At 71.9% G+C, this 23631-nt stretch carries 28 protein-coding genes and 2 tRNA genes; 15 read left to right on the forward strand and 15 right to left on the reverse strand.

The window, feature by feature from the left end; all coding sequences use genetic code 11:
• Positions 1 to 2: 2 nt before the first annotated feature.
• Together RTL41_RS17815 and RTL41_RS17820 are read right to left on the reverse strand one after the other, a co-directional pair.
• Positions 3 to 530 carry a rhodanese family protein gene (locus RTL41_RS17815; RefSeq protein ID WP_312166410.1) on the reverse strand — a complete coding sequence of 176 codons (528 nt, stop codon included), beginning with the start codon at positions 528 to 530 and terminating at the stop codon, positions 3 to 5.
• The gene (locus tag RTL41_RS17820; protein WP_312166411.1) at positions 493 to 858 is read right to left on the reverse strand and encodes a metalloregulator ArsR/SmtB family transcription factor; all 366 of its coding nucleotides are present in this window, start codon (positions 856 to 858) and stop codon (positions 493 to 495) included. Before RTL41_RS17820 ends, RTL41_RS17815 begins: the two co-directional genes overlap by 38 nt.
• 74 nt (positions 859 to 932) lie before the next feature.
• Here RTL41_RS17820 and RTL41_RS17825 point away from each other — a divergent pair, with 74 nt between their 5' ends.
• On the forward strand, positions 933 to 1793 hold the full coding sequence (locus tag RTL41_RS17825) for an MBL fold metallo-hydrolase (RefSeq protein ID WP_312166412.1): 861 nt from the start codon (positions 933 to 935) through the stop codon (positions 1791 to 1793).
• 95 nt (positions 1794 to 1888) lie between these two features.
• Entirely contained in the window at positions 1889 to 2305 is a 417-nt protein-coding gene (locus tag RTL41_RS17830) for a cupin domain-containing protein (protein ID WP_312166413.1), read from the forward strand.
• Between the two features lie 42 nt (positions 2306 to 2347).
• On the opposite strand, the gene RTL41_RS17835 is transcribed toward RTL41_RS17830, so the two are convergent.
• Positions 2348 to 2423 (reverse strand) — tRNA-Ala (locus tag RTL41_RS17835).
• 126 nt (positions 2424 to 2549) lie between these two features.
• Between RTL41_RS17835 and RTL41_RS17840 the strand changes: the two genes are divergently transcribed.
• Both RTL41_RS17840 and RTL41_RS17845 read left to right on the forward strand, forming a co-directional pair.
• Positions 2550 to 2861, forward strand: a complete 312-nt coding sequence (locus RTL41_RS17840) for a YggT family protein (protein WP_312166414.1) — start codon at positions 2550 to 2552, stop codon at positions 2859 to 2861.
• Between the two features lie 4 nt (positions 2862 to 2865).
• A complete protein-coding gene (locus tag RTL41_RS17845) occupies positions 2866 to 3150 on the forward strand; it encodes a DUF167 family protein (RefSeq protein WP_312166415.1) in 285 nt (94 codons plus the stop codon).
• Here the strand turns inward: RTL41_RS17845 and RTL41_RS17850 are convergent, their stop codons facing one another.
• From RTL41_RS17850 to RTL41_RS17860, 3 genes are all read right to left on the reverse strand, one after another.
• On the reverse strand, positions 3151 to 5415 hold the full coding sequence (locus RTL41_RS17850) for a methyl-accepting chemotaxis protein (protein ID WP_312166416.1): 2265 nt from the start codon (positions 5413 to 5415) through the stop codon (positions 3151 to 3153).
• Between the two features lie 183 nt (positions 5416 to 5598).
• On the reverse strand, positions 5599 to 6066 hold the full coding sequence (locus tag RTL41_RS17855; protein WP_312166417.1) for a chemotaxis protein CheW: 468 nt from the start codon (positions 6064 to 6066) through the stop codon (positions 5599 to 5601).
• On the reverse strand, positions 6066 to 7973 hold the full coding sequence (locus RTL41_RS17860) for a methyl-accepting chemotaxis protein (RefSeq protein WP_312166418.1): 1908 nt from the start codon (positions 7971 to 7973) through the stop codon (positions 6066 to 6068). The genes RTL41_RS17855 and RTL41_RS17860 overlap by 1 nt, the downstream gene beginning before the upstream one ends.
• A 275-nt stretch (positions 7974 to 8248) precedes the next feature.
• On the opposite strand from RTL41_RS17860, the gene RTL41_RS17865 reads away from it, so the two are divergent.
• Entirely contained in the window at positions 8249 to 8986 is a 738-nt protein-coding gene (locus RTL41_RS17865; protein ID WP_312166419.1) for a Sir2 family NAD-dependent protein deacetylase, read from the forward strand.
• Here RTL41_RS17865 and RTL41_RS17870 read toward each other — a convergent pair.
• A complete protein-coding gene (locus RTL41_RS17870; RefSeq protein ID WP_312166420.1) occupies positions 8983 to 9276 on the reverse strand; it encodes a hypothetical protein in 294 nt (97 codons plus the stop codon). The two genes, RTL41_RS17865 and RTL41_RS17870, sit on opposite strands and share 4 nt — an antisense overlap.
• Before the next feature lie 288 nt (positions 9277 to 9564).
• Here RTL41_RS17870 and RTL41_RS17875 point away from each other — a divergent pair, with 288 nt between their 5' ends.
• Positions 9565 to 10458 carry a SurA N-terminal domain-containing protein gene (locus RTL41_RS17875; protein WP_312166421.1) on the forward strand — a complete coding sequence of 298 codons (894 nt, stop codon included), beginning with the start codon at positions 9565 to 9567 and terminating at the stop codon, positions 10456 to 10458.
• Between the two features lie 79 nt (positions 10459 to 10537).
• On the opposite strand, the gene RTL41_RS17880 is transcribed toward RTL41_RS17875, so the two are convergent.
• From RTL41_RS17880 to hemC, 5 genes are all read right to left on the reverse strand, one after another.
• Positions 10538 to 10613, reverse strand: a tRNA-Thr gene (locus RTL41_RS17880).
• A gap of 42 nt (positions 10614 to 10655) precedes the next feature.
• On the reverse strand, positions 10656 to 12182 hold the full coding sequence (locus RTL41_RS17885; protein ID WP_312166422.1) for a heme biosynthesis HemY N-terminal domain-containing protein: 1527 nt from the start codon (positions 12180 to 12182) through the stop codon (positions 10656 to 10658).
• Positions 12179 to 13042 (reverse strand): mitofilin family membrane protein, encoded by an 864-nt coding sequence (locus tag RTL41_RS17890; RefSeq protein WP_312166423.1) that lies wholly within the window; start codon positions 13040 to 13042, stop codon positions 12179 to 12181. Before RTL41_RS17890 ends, RTL41_RS17885 begins: the two co-directional genes overlap by 4 nt.
• Complete coding sequence (locus RTL41_RS17895; protein ID WP_312166424.1) at positions 13039 to 13746, reverse strand: uroporphyrinogen-III synthase; 708 nt, start codon at positions 13744 to 13746, stop codon at positions 13039 to 13041. The genes RTL41_RS17890 and RTL41_RS17895 overlap by 4 nt, the downstream gene beginning before the upstream one ends.
• Before the next feature lie 58 nt (positions 13747 to 13804).
• Entirely contained in the window at positions 13805 to 14773 is a 969-nt protein-coding gene (gene hemC, locus RTL41_RS17900) for a hydroxymethylbilane synthase (protein ID WP_312166425.1), read from the reverse strand.
• A gap of 83 nt (positions 14774 to 14856) precedes the next feature.
• Here hemC and tsaD point away from each other — a divergent pair, with 83 nt between their 5' ends.
• The 4 genes from tsaD to RTL41_RS17920 are packed head-to-tail and all read left to right on the forward strand — an operon-like array spanning position 14857 to position 17601.
• Entirely contained in the window at positions 14857 to 15948 is a 1092-nt protein-coding gene (tsaD, locus tag RTL41_RS17905) for a tRNA (adenosine(37)-N6)-threonylcarbamoyltransferase complex transferase subunit TsaD (protein WP_312166426.1), read from the forward strand.
• Positions 15945 to 16934: an NAD(P)H-dependent glycerol-3-phosphate dehydrogenase gene (locus tag RTL41_RS17910; protein ID WP_312166427.1), complete on the forward strand. Its 990-nt coding sequence runs from the start codon at positions 15945 to 15947 to the stop codon at positions 16932 to 16934. The genes tsaD and RTL41_RS17910 overlap by 4 nt, the downstream gene beginning before the upstream one ends.
• 11 nt (positions 16935 to 16945) lie before the next feature.
• Positions 16946 to 17236 (forward strand): YciI family protein, encoded by a 291-nt coding sequence (locus RTL41_RS17915; RefSeq protein ID WP_312166428.1) that lies wholly within the window; start codon positions 16946 to 16948, stop codon positions 17234 to 17236.
• Positions 17236 to 17601, forward strand: coding sequence for a Rieske 2Fe-2S domain-containing protein (locus RTL41_RS17920; protein WP_312166429.1), 366 nt, complete (start codon positions 17236 to 17238; stop codon positions 17599 to 17601). The genes RTL41_RS17915 and RTL41_RS17920 overlap by 1 nt, the downstream gene beginning before the upstream one ends.
• A gap of 50 nt (positions 17602 to 17651) precedes the next feature.
• On the opposite strand, the gene RTL41_RS17925 is transcribed toward RTL41_RS17920, so the two are convergent.
• The 3 genes from RTL41_RS17925 to RTL41_RS17935 form a co-directional block, all read right to left on the reverse strand.
• Positions 17652 to 18407 carry a creatininase family protein gene (locus RTL41_RS17925; protein ID WP_312166430.1) on the reverse strand — a complete coding sequence of 252 codons (756 nt, stop codon included), beginning with the start codon at positions 18405 to 18407 and terminating at the stop codon, positions 17652 to 17654.
• Positions 18408 to 18470: 63 nt separating this feature from the next.
• Positions 18471 to 18710 carry a helix-turn-helix transcriptional regulator gene (locus RTL41_RS17930; RefSeq protein WP_312166431.1) on the reverse strand — a complete coding sequence of 80 codons (240 nt, stop codon included), beginning with the start codon at positions 18708 to 18710 and terminating at the stop codon, positions 18471 to 18473.
• Positions 18710 to 19243, reverse strand: coding sequence for a DUF2975 domain-containing protein (locus tag RTL41_RS17935; RefSeq protein WP_312166432.1), 534 nt, complete (start codon positions 19241 to 19243; stop codon positions 18710 to 18712). The genes RTL41_RS17930 and RTL41_RS17935 overlap by 1 nt, the downstream gene beginning before the upstream one ends.
• Positions 19244 to 19557: 314 nt before the next feature.
• Between RTL41_RS17935 and rdgB the strand changes: the two genes are divergently transcribed.
• Genes rdgB through RTL41_RS17960 form a run of 5 tightly spaced genes read left to right on the forward strand, consistent with a single transcriptional unit; the run spans position 19558 to position 23377 of the window.
• Positions 19558 to 20157 (forward strand): RdgB/HAM1 family non-canonical purine NTP pyrophosphatase, encoded by a 600-nt coding sequence (gene rdgB / locus RTL41_RS17940; RefSeq protein WP_312166433.1) that lies wholly within the window; start codon positions 19558 to 19560, stop codon positions 20155 to 20157.
• Positions 20154 to 21287, forward strand: coding sequence for a radical SAM family heme chaperone HemW (gene hemW / locus RTL41_RS17945; RefSeq protein WP_312166434.1), 1134 nt, complete (start codon positions 20154 to 20156; stop codon positions 21285 to 21287). Before rdgB ends, hemW begins: the two co-directional genes overlap by 4 nt.
• A 25-nt stretch (positions 21288 to 21312) precedes the next feature.
• Positions 21313 to 22179: a 16S rRNA (cytidine(1402)-2'-O)-methyltransferase gene (rsmI, locus tag RTL41_RS17950; RefSeq protein ID WP_312166435.1), complete on the forward strand. Its 867-nt coding sequence runs from the start codon at positions 21313 to 21315 to the stop codon at positions 22177 to 22179.
• Positions 22176 to 22550, forward strand: a complete 375-nt coding sequence (locus tag RTL41_RS17955) for a YraN family protein (protein ID WP_312166436.1) — start codon at positions 22176 to 22178, stop codon at positions 22548 to 22550. Before rsmI ends, RTL41_RS17955 begins: the two co-directional genes overlap by 4 nt.
• A gap of 11 nt (positions 22551 to 22561) precedes the next feature.
• Complete coding sequence (locus RTL41_RS17960; RefSeq protein ID WP_312166437.1) at positions 22562 to 23377, forward strand: transglutaminase family protein; 816 nt, start codon at positions 22562 to 22564, stop codon at positions 23375 to 23377.
• Positions 23378 to 23631: the final 254 nt, after the last annotated feature.

Raw genomic sequence — 23631 nt, forward strand, 5'->3', positions numbered from 1 at the left:
CGTCAGGCGCGCGCCGGCCGGTTCCAGGGCATGACGGCGAGCAGCCGCGCCATGCCGCAGAAGCCGGTGATCCCGGCCAGGGTCAGGCCCGCGCCGACGAAGGCCGACAGGCCGAAGAAGCCCGGGTGGACCAGCAACCCCAGGGCGACGCCGGCCAGCACCAGCGAGCCGGCGGCGATCTGCACCTGCCGCATCAGCTCCAGCGGCGCCGCATGGTCCTCGACCAGCGGCAGGCCCGCGGCGGCCCAGGCCTCGACCCCGCCCTCCAGCACGAAGGTCTCGCCCTCCACCGCCGCGGCCAGGCGCGCGCAGTTGGCGGCGGTGCGCATGCCCGAGCGGCAGGTGAAGACGGCCATCCGGCCCGCCGGGACCGGCAGGGGATCGGCGCCGAGGGCGGCCAGCGGGCGCAGGCGCGCGCCCTTCACGTGACGACGGGCGAACTCGTCGGGATCGCGGATGTCGAACAGCACCGCCTGGCCACGGGCCAGCAGGTCAGCGACGTCCTTGGGGTTGAGAGCGGTCAGTTGCATCGGCCTTCTTCATGTCTGGAGGACAGAAGATCTCCGCGAGCGTCGCCACCACCTTCATCGCGGCGGGGTCGGCGATCCGGTACCAGATGGTCTGGCCCTCGCGGCGCGTGGCCACGACGGCTTCCTCGCGCAGCACCGCCAGGTGCTGCGACAGGGCCGATTGCGAGAGGCCGACCAGGGGCAGGAGCTCGCCCACCGATCGCTCGCCTTCGGTCAGTTGGCACAGGATCATCAGCCGCCGCTCGTTGCCGAGCGCCCGCAGAAGCTTGGCGGCTTCCCCGGCGCTGGCCTCGAAACGGGCGATGTCGAAGTTCGCGAGATCGAACATGGACCGATATATATGAGTTGTTTCTAAATTAGCAAATTCTTATATGTAGTCGGGCGCCACAGGAGGCACCGACCATGACCCCACACGTACAGACATTCTTCGACAAGGCCACCTCGACCGCGACCCATCTGGTGATCGACCCGGCGAGCGGCGCGGCCGCGGTGGTCGATCCGGTGCTCGACTTCGAACCGAAGGCGGCGCGGCTGTCGACGGCTTCCGCCGACGCGATCCTGGCCGCCGTGCGCGACCAGGGCCTGAGCCTGGTCCATGTGCTGGAGACCCACGCCCACGCCGACCACCTGTCGGCCGCCGACTACATCCGCCGCAAGACCGGCGCGCAGGTGGTGATCGGGGCGCAGATCACCCAGGTGCAGAAGACCTTCATCCCGGTCTTCGAGGCCGATGACGCCGACGACCGCGGCCACGCCTTCGACCGGCTGATCGCGGAAGGCGACGAGCTGCCGCTGGGCGGGCTGACCGTGCGGGCGCTGCACACGCCCGGCCACACCCCGGCCTGCGTGACCTATCTGATCGGCGACGCCGCCTTCGTCGGCGACACGCTGTTCATGCCAGACTACGGGACCGCCCGGGCCGACTTCCCCGGCGGCGACGCGGCGACGCTCTATCGCTCGATCCGCAAGATCATGGCCCTGCCGGGCGAGACGCGGATCTTCGTCGGCCACGACTACCTGCCGGCCGGCCGCGAGGACTTCCGCTGGGAGACCACCGTGGCCGAGCAGCGGGCCGCCAACGTCCACGCCCATGACGGCGTCGACGAGACGCAGTTCGTGGCCCAGCGCAAGGCGCGCGACGCGACCCTGGCCGCCCCGACCCTGATCCTGCCTTCGCTGCAGGTGAACATCCGCGCCGGCGCCCTGCCGCCGCCCACCGCGGCGGGGAACGTGTTCCTCAGGCTTCCCGTTACGCTTGCCTGAGCGGCCGGGCCGCGCCCGACTTGACATGAGTCATGGCGCGCGACCCCCGCGGGGGCCATGCTGCGGGCCTGAGCTGCATCAAAGGACGGGACGCCATGAAGGGCTTCATCGACGACATCGAGGACCTGACCGAGAGCAACAAGGACTTCCGCCGCGTGCTCTACACCGGCAAGCACCTCCAGTTGGTGCTCATGTCGCTCAAGCCGGGCGAGGAGATCGGCGAGGAGACGCACGACACCCACGACCAGTTCTTCCGCATCGAGAAGGGCAAGGGCGAGGTCTGGATCGACGGCGAGAAGACCAAGGTGAAGGCCGACTTCGCGATCATCGTCCCGGCCGGCGCCCGCCACAACGTGGTCAACACCGGCGACAAGGCCCTGCGCCTCTACACCCTCTATGGCCCGCCCGAACACCGCGACGGCGTCGTCCGCGCCACCAAGGCCGAAGCCGACGCCAGCGAGGAACACTTCGACGGCGTCCTGACCGAAGACGCGCCCGGCACGAAGATCTGATTGTCCGGAAGATCCTGAAAGCAACCAATTCCACGAAGGAATTGGTGGAGCCGAGGGGAGTCGAACCCCTGACCTCCTCATTGCGAACGAGGCGCTCTACCAACTGAGCTACGGCCCCAGGAGGCGCGGACTTAGGGGGCGAAGGCGGGGTCTGTCAAGACGCTGATCGGCGATGCGGCGTCGCGACTTGCCAGCGCCGCCGCGCCAGCCGATACAGGAGGCCCCATTTCACTCGGATTTCCTGATGGCTCCGCTGGTCGGCTTCGTATTCTACATCCTGAACGCGATCCTCGGATTGCTGGTCTTCGCGCTGATCGCCAACGCCATCCTGTCGTGGCTGGTCGCCTTCGACGTGATCAACCTGCGCAACCAGTTCGTCTACAACGTCGCCCGTTTCCTCGACGCGGTGACCCGGCCGGTGCTGGCGCCGTTCCAGAAGATCATCCCCTCGCTGGGCGGCGTCGACGTCACCCCGGTGATCGCGATCCTGGTGATCTCGGGCGTCCAGCGCTACCTGCTGCCCTCGGCCGCCGCCGCGCTGATGGGCCTCGGCTAGGTCGATGCGCCTGGCCGTGCGGGTGACGCCCAAGGGCGGCCGCGACGGCGTCGACGGCTGGGCGCTGGACCCGGGCGGCCGGCCCTATCTGAAGGTCAGGGTCAGCGCCGCGCCCGCCGACGGCGAGGCCAATGCGGCGCTGGTCGCCTTCCTGGCCAAGACCCTCAAGCGCCCGAAGTCGGCGCTGCGGATCGTCTCGGGCGAGACCGCCCGGCTGAAGCTGATCGAGATCGACGGCCTGGACGAGCCGGCGGCCTACGCCGTGCTCGGCCCGCCGCCGCTCCCCTGATCAGAACTCCTCCCAGCCCTCTTCCGGCGCGGCGAGCGCGCGCGAGGCGCCCCCGGCGACGGCGAGGCGCGGGGCCGGGCGCTGGCGCGGCGCAGCCGGCATGGGCGCGGCGGCGGCGCCCTGGTCGCCGGTCTTGAACTGACCGATCAGGCGGGCGAGCTCGACCGCCTCGCCGGCCAGCGAGTGGCTGGCGGCGGTGGACTCCTCCACCATGGCCGCGTTCTGCTGGGTCACCTGGTCCATCTGGTTGACGGCGGTGTTGACCTGCTGGAGGCCGACGGCCTGTTCCTGGGCGCTGGCGGCGATCTCCGAGACGATGCCGCTGATCTCGGCCACCTGGCTGACGATCAATTGCAGCGCCTTGCCGGTGTCGCCGACCAGGCTGACGCCCTGGCCGACCTGGGCGCTGGAGGCGTTGATCAGGGTCTTGATCTCCTTGGCCGCCTCGGCCGAGCGCTGGGCCAGGGCCCGCACCTCGGAGGCGACGACCGCAAAGCCGCGGCCGGCTTCCCCGGCCCGCGCCGCTTCGACCCCTGCGTTCAGGGCCAGCAGGTTGGTCTGGAAGGCGATCTCGTCGATCACCCCGATGATCTGGCCGATCTGCCTGGACGATTCCTCGATCTCGCCCATGGCGGCGGTGGCGCGGTTGACCACCGCGGCGCTGCGCTCGGCGTCGACGCGGGCGGTCTCGACGACGTCGCGGGCGTGGTTGGCGCCCTCGGCGGTCTTGTTGACCGTGGCGGTGATCTGGTCGAGCGCTGCGGCGGTCTCTTCCAGGCTGGCGGCCTGCTGCTCGGTGCGGCGCGACAGGTCGTCGGCCGCCTTGCTGATCTCGTCGGCCCCCGAGCGCATGCTGGAGGTCGCGCCGACCACCACGCCCATGGTGTTCTGCAACTGGCTCATGGCGACGTTGAAGTCGTGCTTCAGGGCCTCGTATTCCGGGGCCACCTGGGCGTCGACGCGGGCGGTCAGGTCGCCCTGCGCCAGGCGCTCCAGGGCCTGGGCCAGGGCGGTGACGACGACGGACTGCTGCTCGGCGACGGCGGCGCGCTCGGCCTCGGCGCGGCGGCGCTCGGTCTCGGCGGCGGCGTTGGCCGCTTCCTGGCCCGCGCGCAGGGCGCGGTTCTCGGCCAGGCCGTGGCGGAAGCCTTCCAGCGCGCGGGCGATCTCGCCGACCTCGTCATGCTTGTCGGCGCCGCCCACCGGCTTGTCGTAGCGGCCGGCCGAGAGCTCGCCCACCGCGGCGGTGATGCCGGCCAGCGGCTGGCGGACCAGCTTGCCGACGGCGATGAACAGCGAGCCCAGCACCAGGGCCAGGATCACCAGGCCGCCCACCGCCAGCCAGATGGCCAGTTGGCGGGCCGGGCCGGTGATGTGCTTGGTCGGCACGTCCATGACCACCGCCCAGGTCGAGTTCAGCCCCGGCAGCGGCGCCGGGGTGACCAGGCGCTCGACCTTGCCGATCGACTGCTCCAGGCCGCTCAGCAGCACCGGCTTGCCCTGGGCCATGGCGGTCTTCAGCTCGGCCGCGCCCGGGTCGGCGTAGGGCTTCATGCGCAGCTTGGCGTCGGGGTGCGAGACCCAGTTGGCCGCCGGCGAGACCAGCATGACCCGGCCGTCGCCGAAAGGACGCAGGGCGCCCAGCTCGGTGGAGATGTCGTCCAGGGCCAGGTCGATGCCCGCCACCCCGATCAGCTTGCCGCCGGACATCACCGGGAAGGTGACCGAGGTCATCAGGATGGTCTTGCCGCCGACCTCATAGGGATAGGGCTCGACGATCGCGGCTTTGCCGCTCTTGAAGCTGGTCTGGTAGAAGGGCTGCTCGTAGTCGGTGCCGGTGTCGAGCGGCTCGAGCCGCAGTTGGCCGCCGTCGTTCACCCAATAGGGCGTGAACTGGCCGAGCTGGTTGGAGCCCGAAGCGACGTCGCCCATGTGCGCGGCGTCCTGGCCGTCCATCTCGTTGGGGATCTCCATGAACCACGAGCCGAGGATCATCGGCGCGGCGGAGGCCGCCGGCTTGATCATCTCCGAGAGGATCTTGCGGTCGCGCACGCCGGCCGCATGGGCCGCGCCCAGGCTCTCGGCCATCGACCGGCCAAGCCCCTGGACCTCGCCAAGGTCGCTGGCCACCTCCGCGGCGGCCTTGCCGGCCAGCGCCTGGGCGTTGTCGTTGGACAGGTTGCGGACCATGCCGCTGGCGTTGGCCGCGACGAGCGCGGCGGCCAGCAGCAGCAGCGCGCCGATCGCGCAACCGGCCGCAAGCATGAGCTTCCATGCGATGGAGAGACGAGCCAGCATTAGATTCCCCGACGACTGACTGAACTGGTGCAGGCCCTTGGCGGGCCTGTCGCTGGACCCCTTCCGGTTCGGGCGACGTCACCCGAACCGGACCAAAAGGGCTTGCCTTCAAACGTTTAGAGCGTGACGGCCGCTTGAAGCGGTCACGCCCTAGGCCGCGGCCTGGATGTCCGGCGGCAGGATGTGATCGAGCGAAAGCAGCGAGACGATGCCGGTGTCGGTCGTCATCACGCCGCTGACATAGGCGGTCGATTCCGGGCTGCCGACTTCCGGCGGCGGCTGGATCAGGCCCTCGGTGACGGTCAGGATGTCGGACACCGCGTCGACGACCAGGCCCATCTGGGCCTCGCCGATCTGGGCCACCACCACCACGGACGAGGCGCTGGGGCTGGCCGGTCCCAGGCCCAGGCGCGCGCCCAGGTCGATGACCGGCAGGATCGCCCCGCGCAGGTTCATCATGCCCAGCACGTGCGGCGGGGCGTGCGGCAGCGGGGTCGCGGCCGACCAGCCGCGGATTTCGCGGACGGCCATGATGTCGATCGCATAGGCCTGCTCGCCGATGCGGACCGAGATCAGTTCAGCCCCGGGCGAGGGGATACGCGAAGTGGCGGCTTCCATCAGAATTCCTCCCAAGTGTCGGTTTCTCCGACCGGCTCGAGTTTCGCCGCCGTGGCGGCGCCGGAGCTGTAGCCCCGGCTCGCGACGGGCTTGCCGGCGCGCGGCGCGGGGGCCTTGCGGGCGATCGGGCGGCCTTGGTCCTGGCCGATCGAGAACTGGCCCATGAGGCGGGCGAGCTCGACGGCCTCGTTGGCGAGCGCATGGCTGGCGGCGGTTGACTCTTCGACCATGGCCGCATTCTGCTGCGTGACCTGATCCATTTGATTAACGGCGGTGTTGACCTGCTGCAGGCCGACGGCCTGCTCCTGGGCGCTGGCGGCGATCTCCGAGACCGAGCCGTTGATCTCGGCCACCTGGGCGGCGATCCGCTGCAGCGCCTTGCCGGTCTCGGCGACCAGGTCGACGCCCTGGCCGACCTGCTGGGTCGAGGCGTTGATCAGGGTCTTGATCTCCTTGGCCGCCTCGGCCGAGCGCTGGGCCAGGGCCCGGACCTCGGAGGCGACGACCGCGAAGCCCTTGCCGGCGTCGCCGGCCCGGGCGGCCTCGACCCCGGCGTTCAGGGCCAGCAGGTTGGTCTGGAAGGCGATCTCGTCGATCACCCCGATGATCTGGCCGATCTGCCTGGACGATTCCTCGATCTCGCCCATGGCGGCGGTGGCGCGGTTGACCACCGCGGCGCTGCGCTCGGCGTCGACGCGGGCGGTCTCGACGACGTCGCGGGCGTGGTTGGCGCCCTCGGCGGTCTTGTTGACCGTGGCGGTGATCTGGTCGAGCGCTGCGGCGGTCTCTTCCAGGCTGGCGGCCTGCTGCTCGGTGCGGCGCGACAGGTCGTCGGCCGCCTGGCTGATCTCGCCGGCGCCCGAGCGCATGCTGGTGGTGTTGCCGCTGATCACCCGCATGGCGTCCTGCAAGGTGGAGACGGCGGCGTTGAAGTCGGTTTTCAGTTGCTCGGCCTTCGGCGCGAAGGCGACGGTGATGCGGTGGGTCAGGTCGCCGTGGGCCAGCTTGCCCAGGGCTTCGGCCAGGGCGCCGATGGCGACCGCGTCCTGCTCGGCCTCGCGGGCCTTCTCGTCCTCGCGCGCCTTGCGCTCCAGCTCGGCGGCGGCGCGTTGCTCGGCGACCTCGGCCTCGACGCGCAGCTTCTGGATCGCGGCCTCCTTGAAGGAGAGCACCGCCTGGGCCATCTGGCCGATCTCGTCCTTGCGGCCGACCGCCGGCACGTCGATCGTGTTGTCGCCGCCGGCCAGCCGATCCATGGCGCGGGTCATGGCGCTGACCGGGGTGGCGATGGCGCGCGACAGCAGCCAGGCCATGGCGGCCGCGGCGAGGATCGCCACCAGGCTGCCGCCGATCAGGGTCATGCGCGCCTGGTCCATGGCGGTCTGCTGCTGTTCCCAGCGCTGGGCGACCAGCTTGCGCTGGCCTTCCATGATCTCGGCCTGGATCGTGCGCACGTCGCCCAGCCGGGCCTCGCCAATCATGGACAGCGCCTGGAACTCGGTGGCCGGGTTCCGCGCCAGGGCGATGATCTCGTCGTTCTTCGCGCGCCAGGCGTCGATCGCCGTCTTCAGGCGGGCGGCGCGTTCGCGCTGCTCGGGGCGGGTGGTGCGTTCGGCGAACGCGGCCAGGCTCTTGTCGGCCGCCGCGCCGTTGGCTTCGTAGTTCTTCAGAAGGTCAGCGTCGCGGGTCGCTGCGAAGCCGCGGGTCGCGTTCTGCTGCTCCACCAGGTTGGAGAGCACGCCGATCACGTCCTGGGTGTTCAGGTTGCTGACATTGTTCTGCTCGGCGGCCTTGTGCGTGGCCGCGAGACTGAAGAACACGGCCGTCGAGGCCAGGGTGAAGACGGAGAGGATCACGGCGAACGCCATGATCAACTTCGCGGATATGCGCGCGTTACTGAAATTCACTGCAAGCCCCCAACAGTACAATTCGCAGCATTCACTAGCGAAAACAGGCTTATGGATTGTTAATCGTGATTAATGGGGGCCTGCCAAATTGTCGCATCCGAAGTGTCCGCTGGAACAGATGCGACGCCTTTGTGACGATCATCTCGCTTCAGGCGTGGTAATACCTATATCCGACGCCCGGTAATACCTGTTCGGCGGCGGGTCATACCGCGATGGCGTTGCGCGTCGCGACGCGCTACCCATCTTCCAGGGGATAGTGGTCAGGAGGAGCTTGCATGCGCGAGCAGTTGGCGCAGGCGATCGCGAAGGCGCGCCGGATCGTCGTCTTCACCGGGGCCGGCATCTCCACCGAGTCCGGCGTCCCCGATTTCCGCAGCCCCGGCGGGGTGTGGAGCAAGATCAAGCCGATCTACTTCCAGGAGTTCGTGGGCGACGAGGGTCGCCGTCGCGAGGCCTGGACGCGGGTGTTCTCGGGCACGGCGAAGTGGACGGGCGCGCGGCCCAATGACGGTCATACCGCCGTCGCCAAGCTTGTCGGCCAAGGTAGGGCCACGGCGGTCATCACCCAGAACGTCGACAACCTGCACCAGGATTCCGGCGTGCCGGACGACAAGGTCATCGAGCTGCACGGCAACGCCCACTATGCGCGCTGCCTGGATTGCGGCCTGCGCCACGAGTTCGACGAATTTCGCGAAAGTTTCACACAGCGCGGCGAGATCCCGGTCTGCCGGGCCTGCGGCGGGCTGGTGAAGTCGGCGACGATCTCGTTCGGCCAGTCCATGCCGCGCGAGCCGATGGACCGCGCCGAGGCCGCGACCCTGGCCTGCGACCTCTTCCTGGTGCTGGGCTCGTCCCTGGTGGTCTATCCGGCCGCCGGCTTCCCGCTGCTGGCCAAGCGCAACGGCGCGGCCCTGGCCATCGTCAACCGCGAGCCCACCGACCAGGACGCCTATGCCGACATCGTCCTGCACGACGAGATCGGGCCGGTCATGCGCGAGGTGGTCGGCCCCTAAGCCCGCCTGGCCGGGCGCGCCCGCAGCTTCGTGGGCGGCGGATCGGCGCGGAAATCGCCGGCCGTGCCGAGCTTGGCGTTGCAGGACGGGCAGCGGATCACGACCTCGTCCGCCAGCGACGCCTCGACCGAGAGCCCCGCCCCGCAGGGCTTGCACTTCCAGTCGTGCTGCACCGGCGCGGGCGCCGGGGGGGGCGGCGGCGGCGCAGCCTTCTTCGGCCCCTCAGGCACGACGACCTTGGGCGGATTCTTGAGCGAGAGTATGGGGCGGCGCTTGGGTTCGTCGCTCATGGGCTGGGACTTGCGGACCTCATGGGGGACCCGACCCGGCGAGGCCGAGCGGGCGGCAGGCGTTTTCCCTTGTCCGGCCTTGAGTTGCAACACCAAAGGCCAAGGAAGGCGCCCCGGGCGAGGGGCCGTTTCGTCGCGGCCGGGATCACCCTCGCCGAAGATCGCCGTTCGTGCCAGCTTAAGACGTTTCGAGGTTAAAGAGACCCGCGGCCAGCCTCGGTTGACCGGCGCACGCTAACATGGCGCGCCAGGTTGGAGGGCCGCTGCGGCACACTCGGGGAGAGATCGATGAAATTGAACTGGACTCATGGCGCAGCGCTGCTGGCCTGCGTGGCCATGAGCGGCTGCGACCTGATCGGCGGCGGCTCCAAGGCGCCGACGGGCCAGGTCGTGGCCACCGTCAACGGCGAGGAAATCACCGTCACCGAACTCAATCGCGAACTTGGCGGGGCCGCGCCCGCCGACGCCCAGCAGCGCAAGGCCATGGAGCAGGCCGCCCTGGAATCGATCATCACCCGCAAGCTGATCGCCCAGACCGCCAAGGAACAGAAGCTCGACAAGACGCCGGCCTTCGCCCAGCAGGAGATGCAGGCCAAGGAAGCCATGCTGGTCGGCGCCATGCAGCGCAAGATCGCCGCCGCCGTCGCCAGCCCCTCGCGGGTCGAGGCCGAGAAGTTCGTCGCCGATCACCCCCACATGTTCGCCGACCGGCGGGTGATGGTCGTCGACCAGATCGTCGTGGGCAAGTTCACCCCCGCCCTGATGAAGGAGTTCGAGCCGCTGACGACCCTGGAGCAGGTCGAGGCCGTGCTCGGGCGCCAGAACCTGGACTTCCAGCGCACCACCACCGTGCTCGACACCCTCAACGCGCCCGAGGGCCTGACCGACACCCTGATGAAGCTGCCGCCCGGCGAGATCTTCATCTTCCCGCGCGGCTCGGCCATATTCGTCAACCAGATCCGCGAAAGCCGCAGCCTGCCGTTCACCGGCGAGCGCGCCGTGAACTACGCCACCGCCGGCCTGAAGCAGCAGCGCACCCAGGACGCCGTGGCCCGGCAGGTCGAGACCCTCCGCAAGGGCGCGGACGAGAAGATCACCTACAACGACAAGTACAAGCCCGAGACGCCCAAGCCCGCCGCCAAGCCGCCCGCGCCCCCAGCGCCGGCCGGCTCCCCGACCTAGCGCGGCCGCCAGCCGAACAACCGAAGGCGCGGCCCACCGCGCCTTTTCGTTTGGCCGGCGCGAAACATCTGATGTGGGATGGTGCCGCTTACAGGACTCGAACCTGTGACCCCCTCATTACGAATGAGGTGCTCTACCAGCTGAGCTAAAGCGGCCTGGTACGCGCTCGCCGGCCGATTTGGCCCGCGAGGGAGCGCCTACTTAGCGACTCTCGGCGCGCTCGCCAAGCGTCGCCTTCCAGAAGGTCGACGTTCGCCGCCGCGCGGGGCCGGCGGCGGCGGCTCCTCCTCGTCGTCATAGACCCCGTCGGCGATGTCGTAGGGGGCCGGCCGCGCCTCGTGCGTCGCCAGGAAAGGCGCTGAATCGGCATAGGAAATCGGCAGTTCGGGCAGCTCGCTCATGGTCCGCTCGCGCCGCTCGTGGCGCGGATGGATGAGTTCGCCGCTCTCGGCGAAACTGACCACCAGCCGGGCCCAGTCCTGCGGCTGATAGGCGAAGGCGCGGCCCTCGGGGTCCAGGTCGGACCAGTCCGGCTCCTGCGGCGCGCTGACGCCGCGCGCCAGCCAGACCCGCGCCTCGTCCGGCTGGCCGGCGGCGAAGGCGGCGCGGGCGAACAGGCCGGCGATGCGGGCGGTCACCGGCTCGCCCTCCAGCGCCTTGACGGCCTCCAGGGCGCCCGGCGCGTCGCCGGCGATCAGCGCCTGCTCGACCAGGAGGATCCGGCTCTCGCGGGCCGCCGGATTGAGCAGGGCCAGGCGCCGCAGCCGCTCGCCGCGCTGGCGCGGGGTCTCGTCGGTCTTCAGGTCGCGATAGGCCAGCCACAGCGCCGGGTGCGGCCCGACCTTCCAGGCGCTCTCCAGCACCTGCGCCGCCCGGCCCGGCTTGCCGTCGAGGCTGAGCAGACGCGCGGCCATCACCACCCCGGGCGCGAAGCCGGGCTGCAGCTTGGCGGCCTCGGCCGCATATTCCTGGGCCTGGGCCCGCCGCCTGGGGTCGGCCTCGCCCTCGAGCTGGGCGGCCGAGGCGGCGAGCAGCGCCGCACGGGCGCGGTCAGCGACCAGCGGCGAGACGATCTTGCGGTCCAGCGCGCCCCGGGTCAGGTCGCGGGCCCCGTCCCAGTCGCCGGCCTCCAGCCGGGCCTCCAGCACCGCGCGCCACGCCCAGCGGGCGGTGCGGGGCTCGGCATAGGCCTTCTCGGCATGGGCCGTGGCGCTCGCGCGGTCGCCCTGGTTCAGCGCCAGTTGCATCAGGCCCTTGCGCCCGGCCAGCCGCATGTCCGGCAGGCCGAGCATGGCCGTATAGGCGGCCTGGGCCGCCGCCGCGTCGCCGGCCGCCTCCGCCGCCTGCGCGGCCAGCACGCGCACCAGGCCCGGCGCCTCGTCGGCGAGATCGGCGGCCTTGAGCGCCAGCCGGCGCGCCTCGGCCCCGTCGCCGGCCGCGGCCGCGACGAAGCCGCGCGTCAGCACCTCGTTGGCCTGGCGGCGCCGGGTCTCGGCCCGGGCCCGCTCGGCCCGCCGCGGCGCCTCGGCCGCCCAGAGCAGCAGCCGCCAGGCCATCATCGCCGAGAGCGCCACGAACAGAGTGATCAGCACGAAGGCCGCCGCGGTCATGTCCGCCCGCCAGCCCAGCCAGACGACGCTGGCGTGCCCCGGCTCGCCGGTGATGGCCAGCATGGCGGTGGCCAGGGCCGCGACCAGGAAGACGATGATCGCGGCGCGGATCATCCGCCGCTCCGCGCCAGTTGCGACAGCTCCTGCAGCGCCTGGGCGCGGATGCGGGCGATCTCGCGATCGATCTTGGCGCGGCGCTCGGCCCGGTCGCGCCAGGGCCCCAGCGCATCCTTGGCGTCGGCCGGCAGGGCGTCGAGCACGGCCAGCGCCCCGACCACGTCGCCGTCCTCGATCTGGCGCTCGGCGCGGGCGAGGATCGCGTCCGGGCCATCGCCCGGCGCCTCGCCGACCCGGCGCAGGGCGACCACCCGGCTAAGCGCATGGCCGACCCGGGCCAGCACCCCGGCGCCCTCGCCCGGCGCGCGGGCGGCCGAGGCGGCGCGCGCCGCATAGTCCGGGAAGCTGGCGGCCAGGGCCGCGCGGCTGGGCGCGCCGCGCTCGGCCTCCGCCTGCAGGGCGCCCAGGTCGAGGGAGGGGGCGATGGCGGCCATCGCCTTCACCTCGGTCGCGAACGGCCGCGAGCCCTGCGCGGCCTGCAGCAGGGCGCTGGCGGCCAGGGCCGAGGCCGAGGCGGAGGCCAGCCGGCTGCGGTCGCTCTCCAGCGCCTCGAGCCGCTGGCTCACCGCCGAACCGCTGGCCGCGTCGGGCGCGGCCGGCGGCGGCGCGGGCGGCGCCAGCGGCGCAGGCTCGGCCGGCGGGGCCGGAAGCGCGGCCAAGGGCGCGGCCTCGCTGACCGCGCCGGTCCGCGGCTTGTCGGGATAGAGCTCGGGCAGCGCCGGGCCGAACCGGGCCAGGCCATAGCCCCCGGCCGCGCAGGCGGCGCCGAACAGGATCAGCGCCCCGACGCCCAGCCCCAGGGACCGGCGCCGGCCGTAGGATCCAGGATCGCGCGGGGCGGACAACTGGTCGCTCATGGCTGACGATCTATCAGATTCAGCACGGCCGCTTCGAGGGGAAAGGGCGCGAAGACCTTCGCCGCCACGCGGGTCCGGGCCAGCGGCTTCAGCACCGCCTTGGAGAGCGCCAGGATGCGCAGGCCAGGCTGCGGATGGGCCTTGAGCACCCCGGCCAGGGCCTTGGCCCCCTTGGCCGAATGCACCAGGGCGACGTCGACCTCGCCGAGCTGCTCGATCTGGTGCGTGTTCAGAACGTCGGGGACGGTGTCGTAGAGGGTGAGGGCGCGGACCTCGACCTTGGCCCGCTCAAGCGCCCCGGCCAGGTCGCCCGCCAGTTCGGCCGCGCCGGGATGCAGCACGATCCCGCCGATCTCGTTCCTGCGCGCGGCGATGCCCTCGGCCAGGGCGTTGACGTCCCCGTCCGCCGACAGCACCCGCCGAAAGCCCGCGTCCCTGGCCGCCTGGGCGGTGGCCGCGCCGACCGCGAACACCCGCAGCGAGCGGTCGCTGCACGCCTCGGCGAAGGCCCGCAGGCCGTTGGCGCTGGTGAAGGCCAGCGCCTTCACGTCGGTCAGGTCGACCTGCACGCCCTCGAGCAGGCGCACCGCCAGCAGCGGCGCCACGAACGGCTCATGGCCCAGCGCGCGCACGCGGGCCGCGGTGGCGTCGGCGCCCGGCTGGGCGCGGGTGATCCAGATTTTCAACGGGCGCGGTGTGTTCATCTCGTCCTGCAACCCTGGAGGGGTAGAGCGCGTGAATCAATCCGCCGCGAGGCGAAACCTATTCCGGCGGCAGGATCAGGTCGCCGCCCTCGCGCTTGACCGCCTCGCCCAGCGACAGGCCCAGCGCCCGCGCGGCGTCCTGCGGATCGGCGGCGGACGACAGCTCGGCCGAGCCTTCGTGGCGGAACTTGTGCGCGCCGTCGGCGGACAGCGCCTCGACGATCAGGTGCAGCGAGCCGTTCGCCAGCCGCGCATAGGCGCCGATCGCGGTCTTGCACGAGCCTTCCAGCGCCGTCAGGGCGCCGCGCTCGGCCGCCACGGCCACGCCGGTCGGCGCGTGGCGGATGGCCGCCAGCCACGGCTTGTCGATGTCGGCGACCCGGGTCTCGATCGCCAGCGCCCCCTGGCCCGGCGCCGGCGGGAACGCCACCGGGTCGAGCAGGCTCTGCGGCAGGTGGCCAAGGCCCAGGCGGTTGAGGCCGGACATGGCCAGCAGGATCGCATCGGCGTCGCCCGCCGCCAGCTTGGCCAGCCGGGTGTCGACATTGCCGCGCAGCATCCGCACGTCGAGGTCGGGGCGGCGGTTCAGCGCCTGGGCCTGGCGGCGCAGCGAGGCGGTGCCGAGGATCGCGCCCTGCGGCAGATCCTCCATCCGCGCGACCTTGTGGCTCAGGAAGGCGTCGCGCGGGTCCTCGCGCTCGGGGATCGCGGCGATGCACAGCCCCTCGGGCAGCAGCGCCGGCATGTCCTTCATCGAGTGCACCGCACAGTCGATGGCGCCCGACAGCAGCGCCTCCTCGATCTCCTTGGTGAACATGCCCTTGCCGCCGATCTCCAGCAGCCGGCGGTCCTGCACCCGGTCGCCGGTGGTGGTGATCACCACGATCTGGGCCGCCGCCTCGACCTCGGCGGGGTTGGTCGGGTCGGCGCCGAGGGCGGCGGCGATACGGCGCTGGACGATGCCGGTCTGGGCCAGCGAAAGCTTGGAGCCGCGGGCTCCGATCCGGACGGGCGGTTGCGTGGGCACGACGCGCAGTCTACCTCGGCGTTTCAAAGGAAGCCCCGGCCTATAGGACCGGACCGAATGCCGCAACCGGCGGGAGCCCTTAGTTGACAGAGCCGCTGACCGTCCTTGGCCTGGAAACCAGTTGCGACGAGACCGCCGCGGCGGTCGTGCGCCTGGACGCCGGCGGCCAGGTCCAGGTGCTGTCCTCCGTGATCGGCGCCCAGTTCGCCCTGCACGCGCCCTATGGCGGGGTGGTGCCCGAGATCGCCGCCCGCTCGCACGTCGAGACCATCGACGCCGTCGCCGCCGAGGCGATGCAGGCCGCCGGCCTCGGCTATGGCGACCTCTCGGGCGTCGCCGCCACCGCCGGTCCCGGCCTGGTCGGCGGGGTGATGGTCGGCCTCTCGTTCGGCAAGGCGGTGTCCCTGGCCCGCGGCCTGCCGCTGGTGGCGGTCAACCACCTGGAGGGCCACGCCGTCTCGGCCCGGCTGGCGGCGGACATCCCCTATCCCTTCCTGCTGCTGCTGGTTTCCGGCGGCCATTGCCAGTTGCTCAGCGTCGAGGGCGTCGGCGCCTGCAGGCGCCTGGGCTCGACCATCGACGACGCGGCCGGCGAGGCCTTCGACAAGATCGCCAAGTCCATGGGCCTGCCCTATCCCGGCGGCCCGGCCCTGGAGAAGCTCGCCCAAGGCGGCGATCCCACGGCCTACGACCTGCCGCGCGCCCTGCTGGGCCGCAAGGGCTTCGACTTCTCGTTCTCGGGGCTGAAGACCGCCGCCGCCCGCTTCGCCGCGACCGTGACCACCGAGGACGAGCGCCGCGACCTGGCCGCCGCCGTCCAGGCCGCCATCGCCCGCCAGCTCTCGGAGCGCACCGAGCGGGCCATGGCCGCCTACGCCGCCGAGCGGCCCGGCCAAGGCTTGCGCTTCGTCGTCGCCGGCGGGGTCGCCGCCAACCAGGCGGTGCGCACGGCCCTGCAGCAGATCGCCGCAAAGCACGGATTCTCGTTCGACGCCCCGCCGCTGGCCTACTGCACCGACAATGCGGCGATGATCGCCCTGGCCGGAGCCGAGCGCCTGGCGCTGGGCATCTCCGACCCGCTGGACGCCCCGGCCCGGCCGCGCTGGCCGCTGGATCCGGAGGCGGCCGCCGCCAACCCGACCCACGCATTCGGCCGCAAGGGAGCCAAGGCATGAAGAGCGCAGGCGTCATCGGCGGCGGGGCCTGGGGCACGGCGCTGGCCCTGGTCTGCGCGCGGGCCGGCCTTTCCACCACGCTCTGGGCGCGCGAGCCGGAGGTGGTCGGCGCCATCAACGCGACGCGCGAGAACAAGACCTTCCTGCCCGGCGTGGTGTTCGACGCCCCGGTGCGGGCGACCGGCGACCTCGCCGACCTGGCCGCCGCCGACCTGGTGCTCAACGTCACCCCGGCCCAGCACCTGCGCGCCAGCCTGGACGCCTTCCGCCCCCACGCGCGCGCCGGCGCGCCCATGGTGCTGTGCTCCAAGGGCGTCGAGCAGGGCTCGCTGAAGCTGATGACCGAGGTGCTGGCCGAGAGCCTGCCCCAGGCCTCGCCCGCGGTGCTGTCGGGACCGAGCTTCGCCATCGACGTGGCCCGCGGCCTGCCGACCGCCGTCACCCTGGCCTGCCCGGACGAGGAGCTGGGCTTCCGGCTGGCCGCCGCGCTCAGCCTGCCGACCTTCCGCCCCTACCTCGCCACCGACATGATCGGCGCCGAGATCGGCGGCTCGGTGAAGAACGTGCTGGCCATCGCCTGCGGCATCTCCGAGGGCAAGGGCCTGGGCCGCAGCGCCCACGCCGCCCTGATCACCCGCGGCTTCGCCGAGATGACCCGCCTGGCCGTGGCCCTGGGCGCCCGGGCCGAGACCGTCGCCGGCCTCTGCGGCCTGGGCGACCTGGTGCTGACCTGCTCCTCGCCGCAGTCGCGCAACATGAGCGTCGGCCTGGCCCTGGGCGGCGGCCAGACCCTGGAACAGGCCCTGGCCGGCAAGGTCTCGGTGGCCGAGGGCGTCGCCTCCGCGCCGGCCGTCGTCGCCCTGGCCCGCAAGTGGGGGGTCGAGGCGCCGATCAGCGAGGCCGTCGCCGCCATCCTGGCCGGCGAGGCGCAGGTCGACGACGCCATCGCCGGGCTGCTGTCGCGCCCGCTCAAGTCGGAACGATAAGGGGAACCATCTTGACCATCTTCGCCATCCACTGCCTCGACAAGCCCGCCTCGCTCGACCTGCGCCTGGCCAATCGCGAAGCCCACCTGGCCTATGCCGGCGGCTTCAGGGCGCACATCAAGCTGGGCGGCCCGCTGCTGGGCGACGACGGCGGCATGATCGGCTCGATGCTGGTCATGGAGTTCGACGACATCGAACAGGCCCGCGCCTTCTCGGCCGACGACCCCTACAACAAGGCCGGCCTGTTCCAGCGCGTCGACATCACCGCCTTCAAGCCGACCCTCGGCGGTTTCGCCAACTGATGCGCGATGGCCCCGACAATCCGGCCCGGCCGGGCCCCGGCGTGGCGCTCTGCGCGCTCGCCGACCTGGCCGATCCCGGCTCGAAGGGCTTTCGCTTCCGCGAGGACGGCAAGATGTTCGCCGGCTTCGTGGTCCAGGTGGGCGGGCAGGTCCGCGGCTATGTGGACTCCTGCCCGCACGCCGGCTGGCCGCTGGCCGCCTGGGACGACCGCTACCTGACCCGCGAGGGCGACCTGATCCTCTGCGGCGGCCACGCGGCCCTGTTCCGCCCCCTCGACGGCCTCTGCATTGTCGGCCCCTGCGCCGACCAGAAGCTGGCCCCCTGGCCGGTCCAGGTCGTGGACGGCCAGATCCTGACGGCCTGACCTGGAACCCCCTCTCCCCGCCGGGGAGAAGAACAGCGGTGTTGGAGTGACTACCCCCGCGCCGGGAACGCCTCGGCCGCGAAGGCGGCGACGTCCTCGACCAGGCCCGCGGCCGCCAGCTTCACCAGCTCGCCGCCCTTTTCCGGCGTCGCCAGGCCCGGGTCCGAGCCCATGCGGCCGTCGGGATAGCGGGCGCGGAAGTCGAGCGCCTCGCGGATCGGGCCGGTCGGGGCGATCTGCGGCGCATAGTTCGCGGTCTTGATCGCGTCCGGATAGGCCCACTGGGTCACGGCGATCTCCGAGGGCGTCGCATGGCTGCCGTGTCCGACCGGGAATTGCCGGTTGGCCAGGGCGTTCACCCCCTTCAGCTCCCACCAGTTCTTCAGCTTGCAGGCGAAGCCCCGCTCGGCCCGCGCGAAGCTGGCCTCGGCGTAGAGCTCGGAGAACGCCGCCTCGATGGTGGCGACGTTGCCGCCGTGGCCGTTGAGGAAATAGATCTTCTCGAAGCCGTGGCCGGCCAGCGAGCGGCACCAGTCGCCGATCGCGGCGATGAAGGTGGTCGGGCGCAGCGAGATGGTGCCCGGGAAGCCCAGGTGGTGCTGGGCCATGCCGATGTTGAAGGTCGGGGCGATCAGCAGGTCGGAGGTCTTCTGCGCCTCGTGGGCGATGATCTCGGGGCAGAGCCAGTCGGTGCCGAGCAGGCCGGTCGGGCCGTGCTGCTCGTTCGAGCCGATCGGCACGACCACGCTCTTGGAACGTTGCAGATAGGCTTCGATCTCTTGCCAGGTCGACAGGTGCAGCAGCATGCGGGGGGTCCTACGCGGAACGGGGGGAGGTTGGCCCCATACTAGCGCCCCGGCGCGCGGAGCCTAGTCGAGGTCGTCGTCCAGGCCTGCGTCGTCTGGACCCGGCTCGTAGATCAGCAGGTCGCCCGGCTGGCAGTCCAGTTCGCGGCACAGCGCCGAGAGCGTCGAGAACCGCACCGCCCGCGCCTTGCCGGTCTTCAGGATCGACAGGTTGGCGATGGTCACGCCCACCCGGTCGGCGAGTTCGGTCAGCGACATGCGCCGCTGCAGCAGGACTCGGTCGAGGTTCACGCGGATCGGCATCAGATCGTCAGTTCGGCTTCACGGCGCAGGCGCGCGCCCTCACGGAACACCTCGGCCAGCACGAACACGACCAGCACCGAGAACCAGGCGGTCGGGCTGAACTCCGGCTGCGAGATCGCCGCGTCGGGCAGAGCCCAGGCCCCGAGGCCGTAGATCAGATAGCGGCCGATTTCCAGGCCGGCGAGCACCAGCCCGATCACCCGCAGGCGCCGCACGTTCTCGGGATGAAAGGGATCGCCCGCGGTCAGGGTGGCGAAGATGCGGCGCAGGCGCTCGACGATCACCAGCACCCCGCCGAGATAGAGGCCGGCGGCGGCCAGGCCGCCCAGCAGCACCGGGCCGCGGGCGTCGATCTCGGTCCCGCCGCCGGTCCGGATCGACATGTTGCGCAGCAGCTCCGGATTGAAGCTGAAGAGGACGGCGGCCAGCATCATCAGGCCGACGGCGCCGATGCCGATCCACAGGGCGAAGAACACCACGTCGAGGATGATCTTCAGAAAGCTCGAAACCGAGCCGGGCCCCAGGGCGCGCATCGCCGTTCTCCGTCCTCTCGCAGCCAGGCGAGCTTAGGCGAAAGCTCCGCCCGTCACCAACGCGGCGATCGGCAGGGCGGCCAGCAGCACGGCGGCGATCATCAGGGTGCGGTCGAGGTGGGACATAAACATGAGAGAGTTTTCCTTTGTTCTTATGTTGCACCGCAGCATCTGGGGCTGCGAAGCTGGGCTTTCAATAGCCAAACGCCGTTTTCGAGCAAACGAAACATCGAAAAACGATATTAAACTTTTGCAATGCAACATGGCCGGCCTGGCACTATGGTCCGCCGCCGTCCGTACCCAGGTAGATGTCCATGGCTCTGAAACTCGAAACCGGCGCCAAGCTGGTGGTCGCCACCCACAATCCCGGCAAGGCCCGCGAACTGGCCGCCATCCTCGACAACCGCTTCGAGCTGGTCACCGCCGGCGAGCTTGGCCTCGGCGAGCCCGAGGAGACCGAGGCGACCTTCGAGGGCAACGCCCTGCTCAAGGCCCGCGCCGCGGCCCGGGCCAGCGGCCTGATCGCCCTGGCCGACGATTCCGGCCTGTCGGTGACGGCGCTGGACGGCGCCCCCGGCATCTATTCGGCCCGCTGGGGCGGCCCGGAAAAGGACTTCGCCGGGGCCATGAAGAAGGTCGAGCAGCGGCTGGAAGAGGTCGAGGCCGAGGACTTTTCCGCCTGGTTCACCTGCGCCCTGGCCGTGGCCTGGCCGGACGGTCCGGCGGTGGTGGTCGAGGGCCGCGTCGACGGGACCCTGGTGTTCCCCGGCCGCGGCGACCGCGGCCATGGCTACGACCCGATCTTCCGGGCCCTGGGCGCCGACGTCACCTTCGGCGAGATGGATCCCGTCGCCAAGGACCAGATCAGCCACCGCGCCCTGGCCTTCGCCAAGCTGAAGGCCGCCCTGCTTTGACCACCGCCCTGGGCCTCTACATCCACTGGCCCTACTGCGCGAAGATCTGCCCCTACTGCGACTTCAACGTCTATCGCGACCGCGGCCGCGGCGAGGAGCAGGCGGCCCTGGCCCGCGCCATCGCCGCCGACCTGCAGGCCCAGCGCGCCCTGACCGGCGAGCGCGAGCTGGTCTCGATCTTCTTCGGCGGCGGCACGCCCTCGCTGATGGACCCGGACTGGGCCGGCGAGCTCATCGCCCTGGCCCGCCGCCTCTGGACCCCGGCCGGCGAGGTCGAGGTGACGCTGGAGGCCAACCCCACCGACGCCGAGACCGGCCGCTTCGCCGGCTTCGCCGCCGCCGGCGTCAACCGCCTGTCCCTCGGCCTGCAGGCGCTGGACGACGCCAGCCTGGCCCGGCTCGGCCGCAACCACGACGCCGCCGAGGCCCGCCGCGCCGCGCAGGTCGCCGCCGCCACCTTCCCGCGGCTGTCGGTCGACATGATCTACGCCCGCCCCGGCCAGACCCCGGCCGCCTGGCGGGCCGAACTGGCCGAGGTGATCGCCCTGGGGGCCGAGCACGTCTCGCCCTACCAGCTCACCATCGAGGCCGGCACCGCCTTCGACCGCGCCGTCCGCCGCGGCGCCCTGGTCCCGCCCGGCGAGGAGACCGCCGCCCAGCTCTACGAGACGACCCAGGAGGTGCTGGAGGCCGCCGGCTTCGAGGCCTACGAGGTCTCCAACCACGCCCGCGGCCCGGCCGCCCGCTCGCGGCACAACCTCGTCTACTGGACCGGCGAGGACTATGTCGGGGCCGGTCCCGGCGCCCATGGCCGCCTGACCCTGGCCGGCGCGCGCACCGCCACCTTCGCCCACGCCAAGCCGGCCGACTACATCGCCGCGGCCGGCGCCTTCGCCGCCCGCGAGACCCTGACCCCGACCGAAGCGGCCGAGGAACGGCTGCTGGCCGGCCTGCGCATCGCGCCGGGCGTGGCCTTCGAGGAGGTCGCCGTGCTGGGCCTCTCGCCCGCCCACCCGAAGGTCGCCGACCTGGTCGCCGCCGGCCTGCTGGCCGAGGATCCGGCCCGCCTGCGCGCCACCGCGGCCGGCCGGCTGCTGCTCGACCACGTCACCTCAAGGCTTGCGACCTGAGCGATAACCGGCGAAGCCTTGCGCCATGTCGCGTCACCCGCCCCCGCCGGCCCTTTCAGAAGCCCCGCTCGATCCCGGCCTCTACATCGTGGCGACCCCGATCGGGAACCTGCGCGACATCACCCTGCGCGCGCTCGACGTCCTCTCCGGCTGCGACCTGGTGCTGGCCGAGGACACCCGCGTCGCCGCCAAGCTGCTGAACGCCTACGGCCTCTCCAAGAAGGTCGAGCGCTATGACGAGCACTCGGCCGAGCGCAGCGGCCCCAAGGCCCTGGCCCTGCTGGCGGAAGGCGGCCGCGTGGCCCAGATCTCCGACGCCGGCACCCCGCTGGTCTCCGACCCCGGCTTCCGGCTGGTGCGCGAGGCCATCGCCCAGGGCTCGCCCGTCCACCCGATCCCCGGCGCCTCGGCCCTGCTGGCCGGGCTGTCGGTCGCCGGCCTGCCCACCGACCGCTTCCTGTTCGCCGGCTTCCCGCCGCCCAAGAGCGCCGCGCGCAAGGCCTTCTTCGAGGAGCTGGCCGGCATCCGCGCCACCCTGGTGTTCTTCGAGGGCGGCTCGCGCCTGGCTTCCAGCCTCGCCGACATGGCCGCGGTGTTCGGCCCGCGCGAGGCCGTCGTCGCCCGCGAGCTGACCAAGCTCTATGAAACCGTCACCCGCGCGTCGCTGGACGTGCTGGCCGCCGACCCGAAGATGGACTTTCCCAAGGGCGAGCTGGTGATCCTGGTCGGCCCCGGCCGCGAGGAGGCGGCCACCGCCGCCGACGCCGACACCGCCCTGGCCGACGCCCTGACCCGGCTCAAGCCCGCCGACGCCGCCGCCGAGGTCGCCAAGGCGCTCGGCCTGCCGCGCCGCGACCTCTATCGCCGGGCCATGGAGCTGAAGCAGAAATGAGCGGCGTCCGCAGCGCGCGCGGGGCCAGGGCCCGCATCGCCGGACGCCGGGCCGAGGCCTGGGCGGCGCTGTGGCTGATGGCCAAGGGCTACCGCATCCTCGGCTTCCGCCTGCGCACGCCGCAGGGCGAGATCGACCTGCTGGCCCAGCGCGGCCAGGTGCTGGCCGTGGTCGAGGTCAAGCAGCGCACCAGCCTGGAGGCGGCCCTCGAGGCGGTGTCGCAGACCCAGCGCGATCGCCTGCGCCGGGCGGGGCGCGCAATCGCCGCACGTCGGCCCAGCTTGCAAAACCTCGCCGTTCGGCTCGATCTGATCGCGCTCGCGCCGGGCCGCCTGCCGGTTCACAGTCCCGACGCCTGGAACGGCGCATAGTAGTAGACCTGATGACCCAAGAGGACGCCGAAACCATACTGCGCGAGGCCGGACGGGCGCCGGACGAGGACTTCCCGCTGCTGGAGGCCGCGACCGCCTGCGCGGTGCACGAGGATCCCGCCCGCGATCCGCGCCCGGCCCTCGACCTGGCCCGCACCGGCGTCGAGCGCCTGTCCGCGCGCCTGCGCAGCGAGAGCCCCGAGGAGGCCCTGGCCGAGACCATGGCCGGCGACCTCGGCCTGACCGGCGACCTGCTCACCTACGACCATCCCGACAACGCCTGCGTGGTGGCGGTGGCGGAGCGGCGGCGCGGCCTGCCCGTGGCGCTCGGCGTCTTCTACCTGCACGTGGCCCGCAAGTGCGGCCTGATGGTCCAGGGGGTCGACTTCCCCGGCCACTTCCTGCTGCGCATCGAGACCCCGGAAGGCCCTCTGGCCCTGGACCCGTTCAGCGAGGGGCGGGTGGTGCTGCCCTCCGAGCTGACCCGCCGGGCGCTGCACGCGGGCCTGACCCCCAACGTCGCCGACCGCCTGGACCGGCTGATGGCGCCGGCCAGCGACCGGGCGGTGCTGATCCGGCTGCAGAACAACGTCTTCGCCCGGGCCGCGGCGGCCGGCGACTACGGCCGCGCCGAGCGCGCCGCCCTGCGCCGCGCCCTGCTCGATCCGCTCGACCATCGCCCCTGGCTCGACGTCGCCGCCGCCCGCGAGGGCCAGGGCGCCCTGGCCGGCGCGCTGGAGGCCCTGACCCACGCCAGCACCCTCGACGGCGGCGCCGCCCTCGCCGCCCGCGCCCAGCGCGAACGCGTGCGCCTGCGGCTGAATTAGCCGGCTGCGCTTCTCCCCCAAGGGAGAGGGGGATTCACCTTTTGGCGCGTTTGTTGCGAACCCGCTTCCCGTGTCATCCCGGAAAGCCCGCAGGGCTTGTCCGGGACCCATTCGCGCCGTGCCTGACGAATGGGGCGCGGCCTTGCCGGGTTCTGATCCATCCGGTGTTCATGGGTCCCGGTCTTGCTGCGCAAACCGGGATGACACCTGTTTTTCCTCCGGCAGCGGCTGGCGCAAGCTGCTCGGCGGATTTT

The sequence above is a fragment of the Phenylobacterium sp. genome (assembly GCF_031984885.1).
Classification (GTDB): Bacteria; Pseudomonadota; Alphaproteobacteria; order Caulobacterales; family Caulobacteraceae; genus Phenylobacterium.

Coding starts and splice junctions, on each gene's coding strand:
- RTL41_RS17930 (WP_312166431.1), bottom strand. CDS start 18,710: ATGCCGATCCGCGTGAACCTCGACCGAGTCCTGCTGCAGCGGCGCATG.
- RTL41_RS17840 (WP_312166414.1), top strand. CDS start 2,550: ATGGCTCCGCTGGTCGGCTTCGTATTCTACATCCTGAACGCGATCCTC.
- RTL41_RS17910 (WP_312166427.1), top strand. CDS start 15,945: ATGAAGAGCGCAGGCGTCATCGGCGGCGGGGCCTGGGGCACGGCGCTG.
- RTL41_RS17885 (WP_312166422.1), bottom strand. CDS start 12,182: ATGATCCGCGCCGCGATCATCGTCTTCCTGGTCGCGGCCCTGGCCACC.
- RTL41_RS17925 (WP_312166430.1), bottom strand. CDS start 18,407: ATGCTGCTGCACCTGTCGACCTGGCAAGAGATCGAAGCCTATCTGCAA.
- RTL41_RS17845 (WP_312166415.1), top strand. CDS start 2,866: ATGCGCCTGGCCGTGCGGGTGACGCCCAAGGGCGGCCGCGACGGCGTC.
- RTL41_RS17955 (WP_312166436.1), top strand. CDS start 22,176: ATGAGCGGCGTCCGCAGCGCGCGCGGGGCCAGGGCCCGCATCGCCGGA.
- RTL41_RS17820 (WP_312166411.1), bottom strand. CDS start 858: ATGTTCGATCTCGCGAACTTCGACATCGCCCGTTTCGAGGCCAGCGCC.
- RTL41_RS17865 (WP_312166419.1), top strand. CDS start 8,249: ATGCGCGAGCAGTTGGCGCAGGCGATCGCGAAGGCGCGCCGGATCGTC.
- rsmI (WP_312166435.1), top strand. CDS start 21,313: ATGTCGCGTCACCCGCCCCCGCCGGCCCTTTCAGAAGCCCCGCTCGAT.
- RTL41_RS17870 (WP_312166420.1), bottom strand. CDS start 9,276: ATGAGCGACGAACCCAAGCGCCGCCCCATACTCTCGCTCAAGAATCCG.
- RTL41_RS17920 (WP_312166429.1), top strand. CDS start 17,236: ATGCGCGATGGCCCCGACAATCCGGCCCGGCCGGGCCCCGGCGTGGCG.
- RTL41_RS17895 (WP_312166424.1), bottom strand. CDS start 13,746: ATGAACACACCGCGCCCGTTGAAAATCTGGATCACCCGCGCCCAGCCG.
- RTL41_RS17890 (WP_312166423.1), bottom strand. CDS start 13,042: ATGAGCGACCAGTTGTCCGCCCCGCGCGATCCTGGATCCTACGGCCGG.
- RTL41_RS17855 (WP_312166417.1), bottom strand. CDS start 6,066: ATGGAAGCCGCCACTTCGCGTATCCCCTCGCCCGGGGCTGAACTGATC.
- RTL41_RS17960 (WP_312166437.1), top strand. CDS start 22,562: ATGACCCAAGAGGACGCCGAAACCATACTGCGCGAGGCCGGACGGGCG.
- RTL41_RS17850 (WP_312166416.1), bottom strand. CDS start 5,415: ATGCTTGCGGCCGGTTGCGCGATCGGCGCGCTGCTGCTGCTGGCCGCC.
- RTL41_RS17825 (WP_312166412.1), top strand. CDS start 933: ATGACCCCACACGTACAGACATTCTTCGACAAGGCCACCTCGACCGCG.
- RTL41_RS17875 (WP_312166421.1), top strand. CDS start 9,565: ATGAAATTGAACTGGACTCATGGCGCAGCGCTGCTGGCCTGCGTGGCC.
- RTL41_RS17815 (WP_312166410.1), bottom strand. CDS start 530: ATGCAACTGACCGCTCTCAACCCCAAGGACGTCGCTGACCTGCTGGCC.
- RTL41_RS17830 (WP_312166413.1), top strand. CDS start 1,889: ATGAAGGGCTTCATCGACGACATCGAGGACCTGACCGAGAGCAACAAG.
- RTL41_RS17935 (WP_312166432.1), bottom strand. CDS start 19,243: ATGCGCGCCCTGGGGCCCGGCTCGGTTTCGAGCTTTCTGAAGATCATC.
- rdgB (WP_312166433.1), top strand. CDS start 19,558: ATGGCTCTGAAACTCGAAACCGGCGCCAAGCTGGTGGTCGCCACCCAC.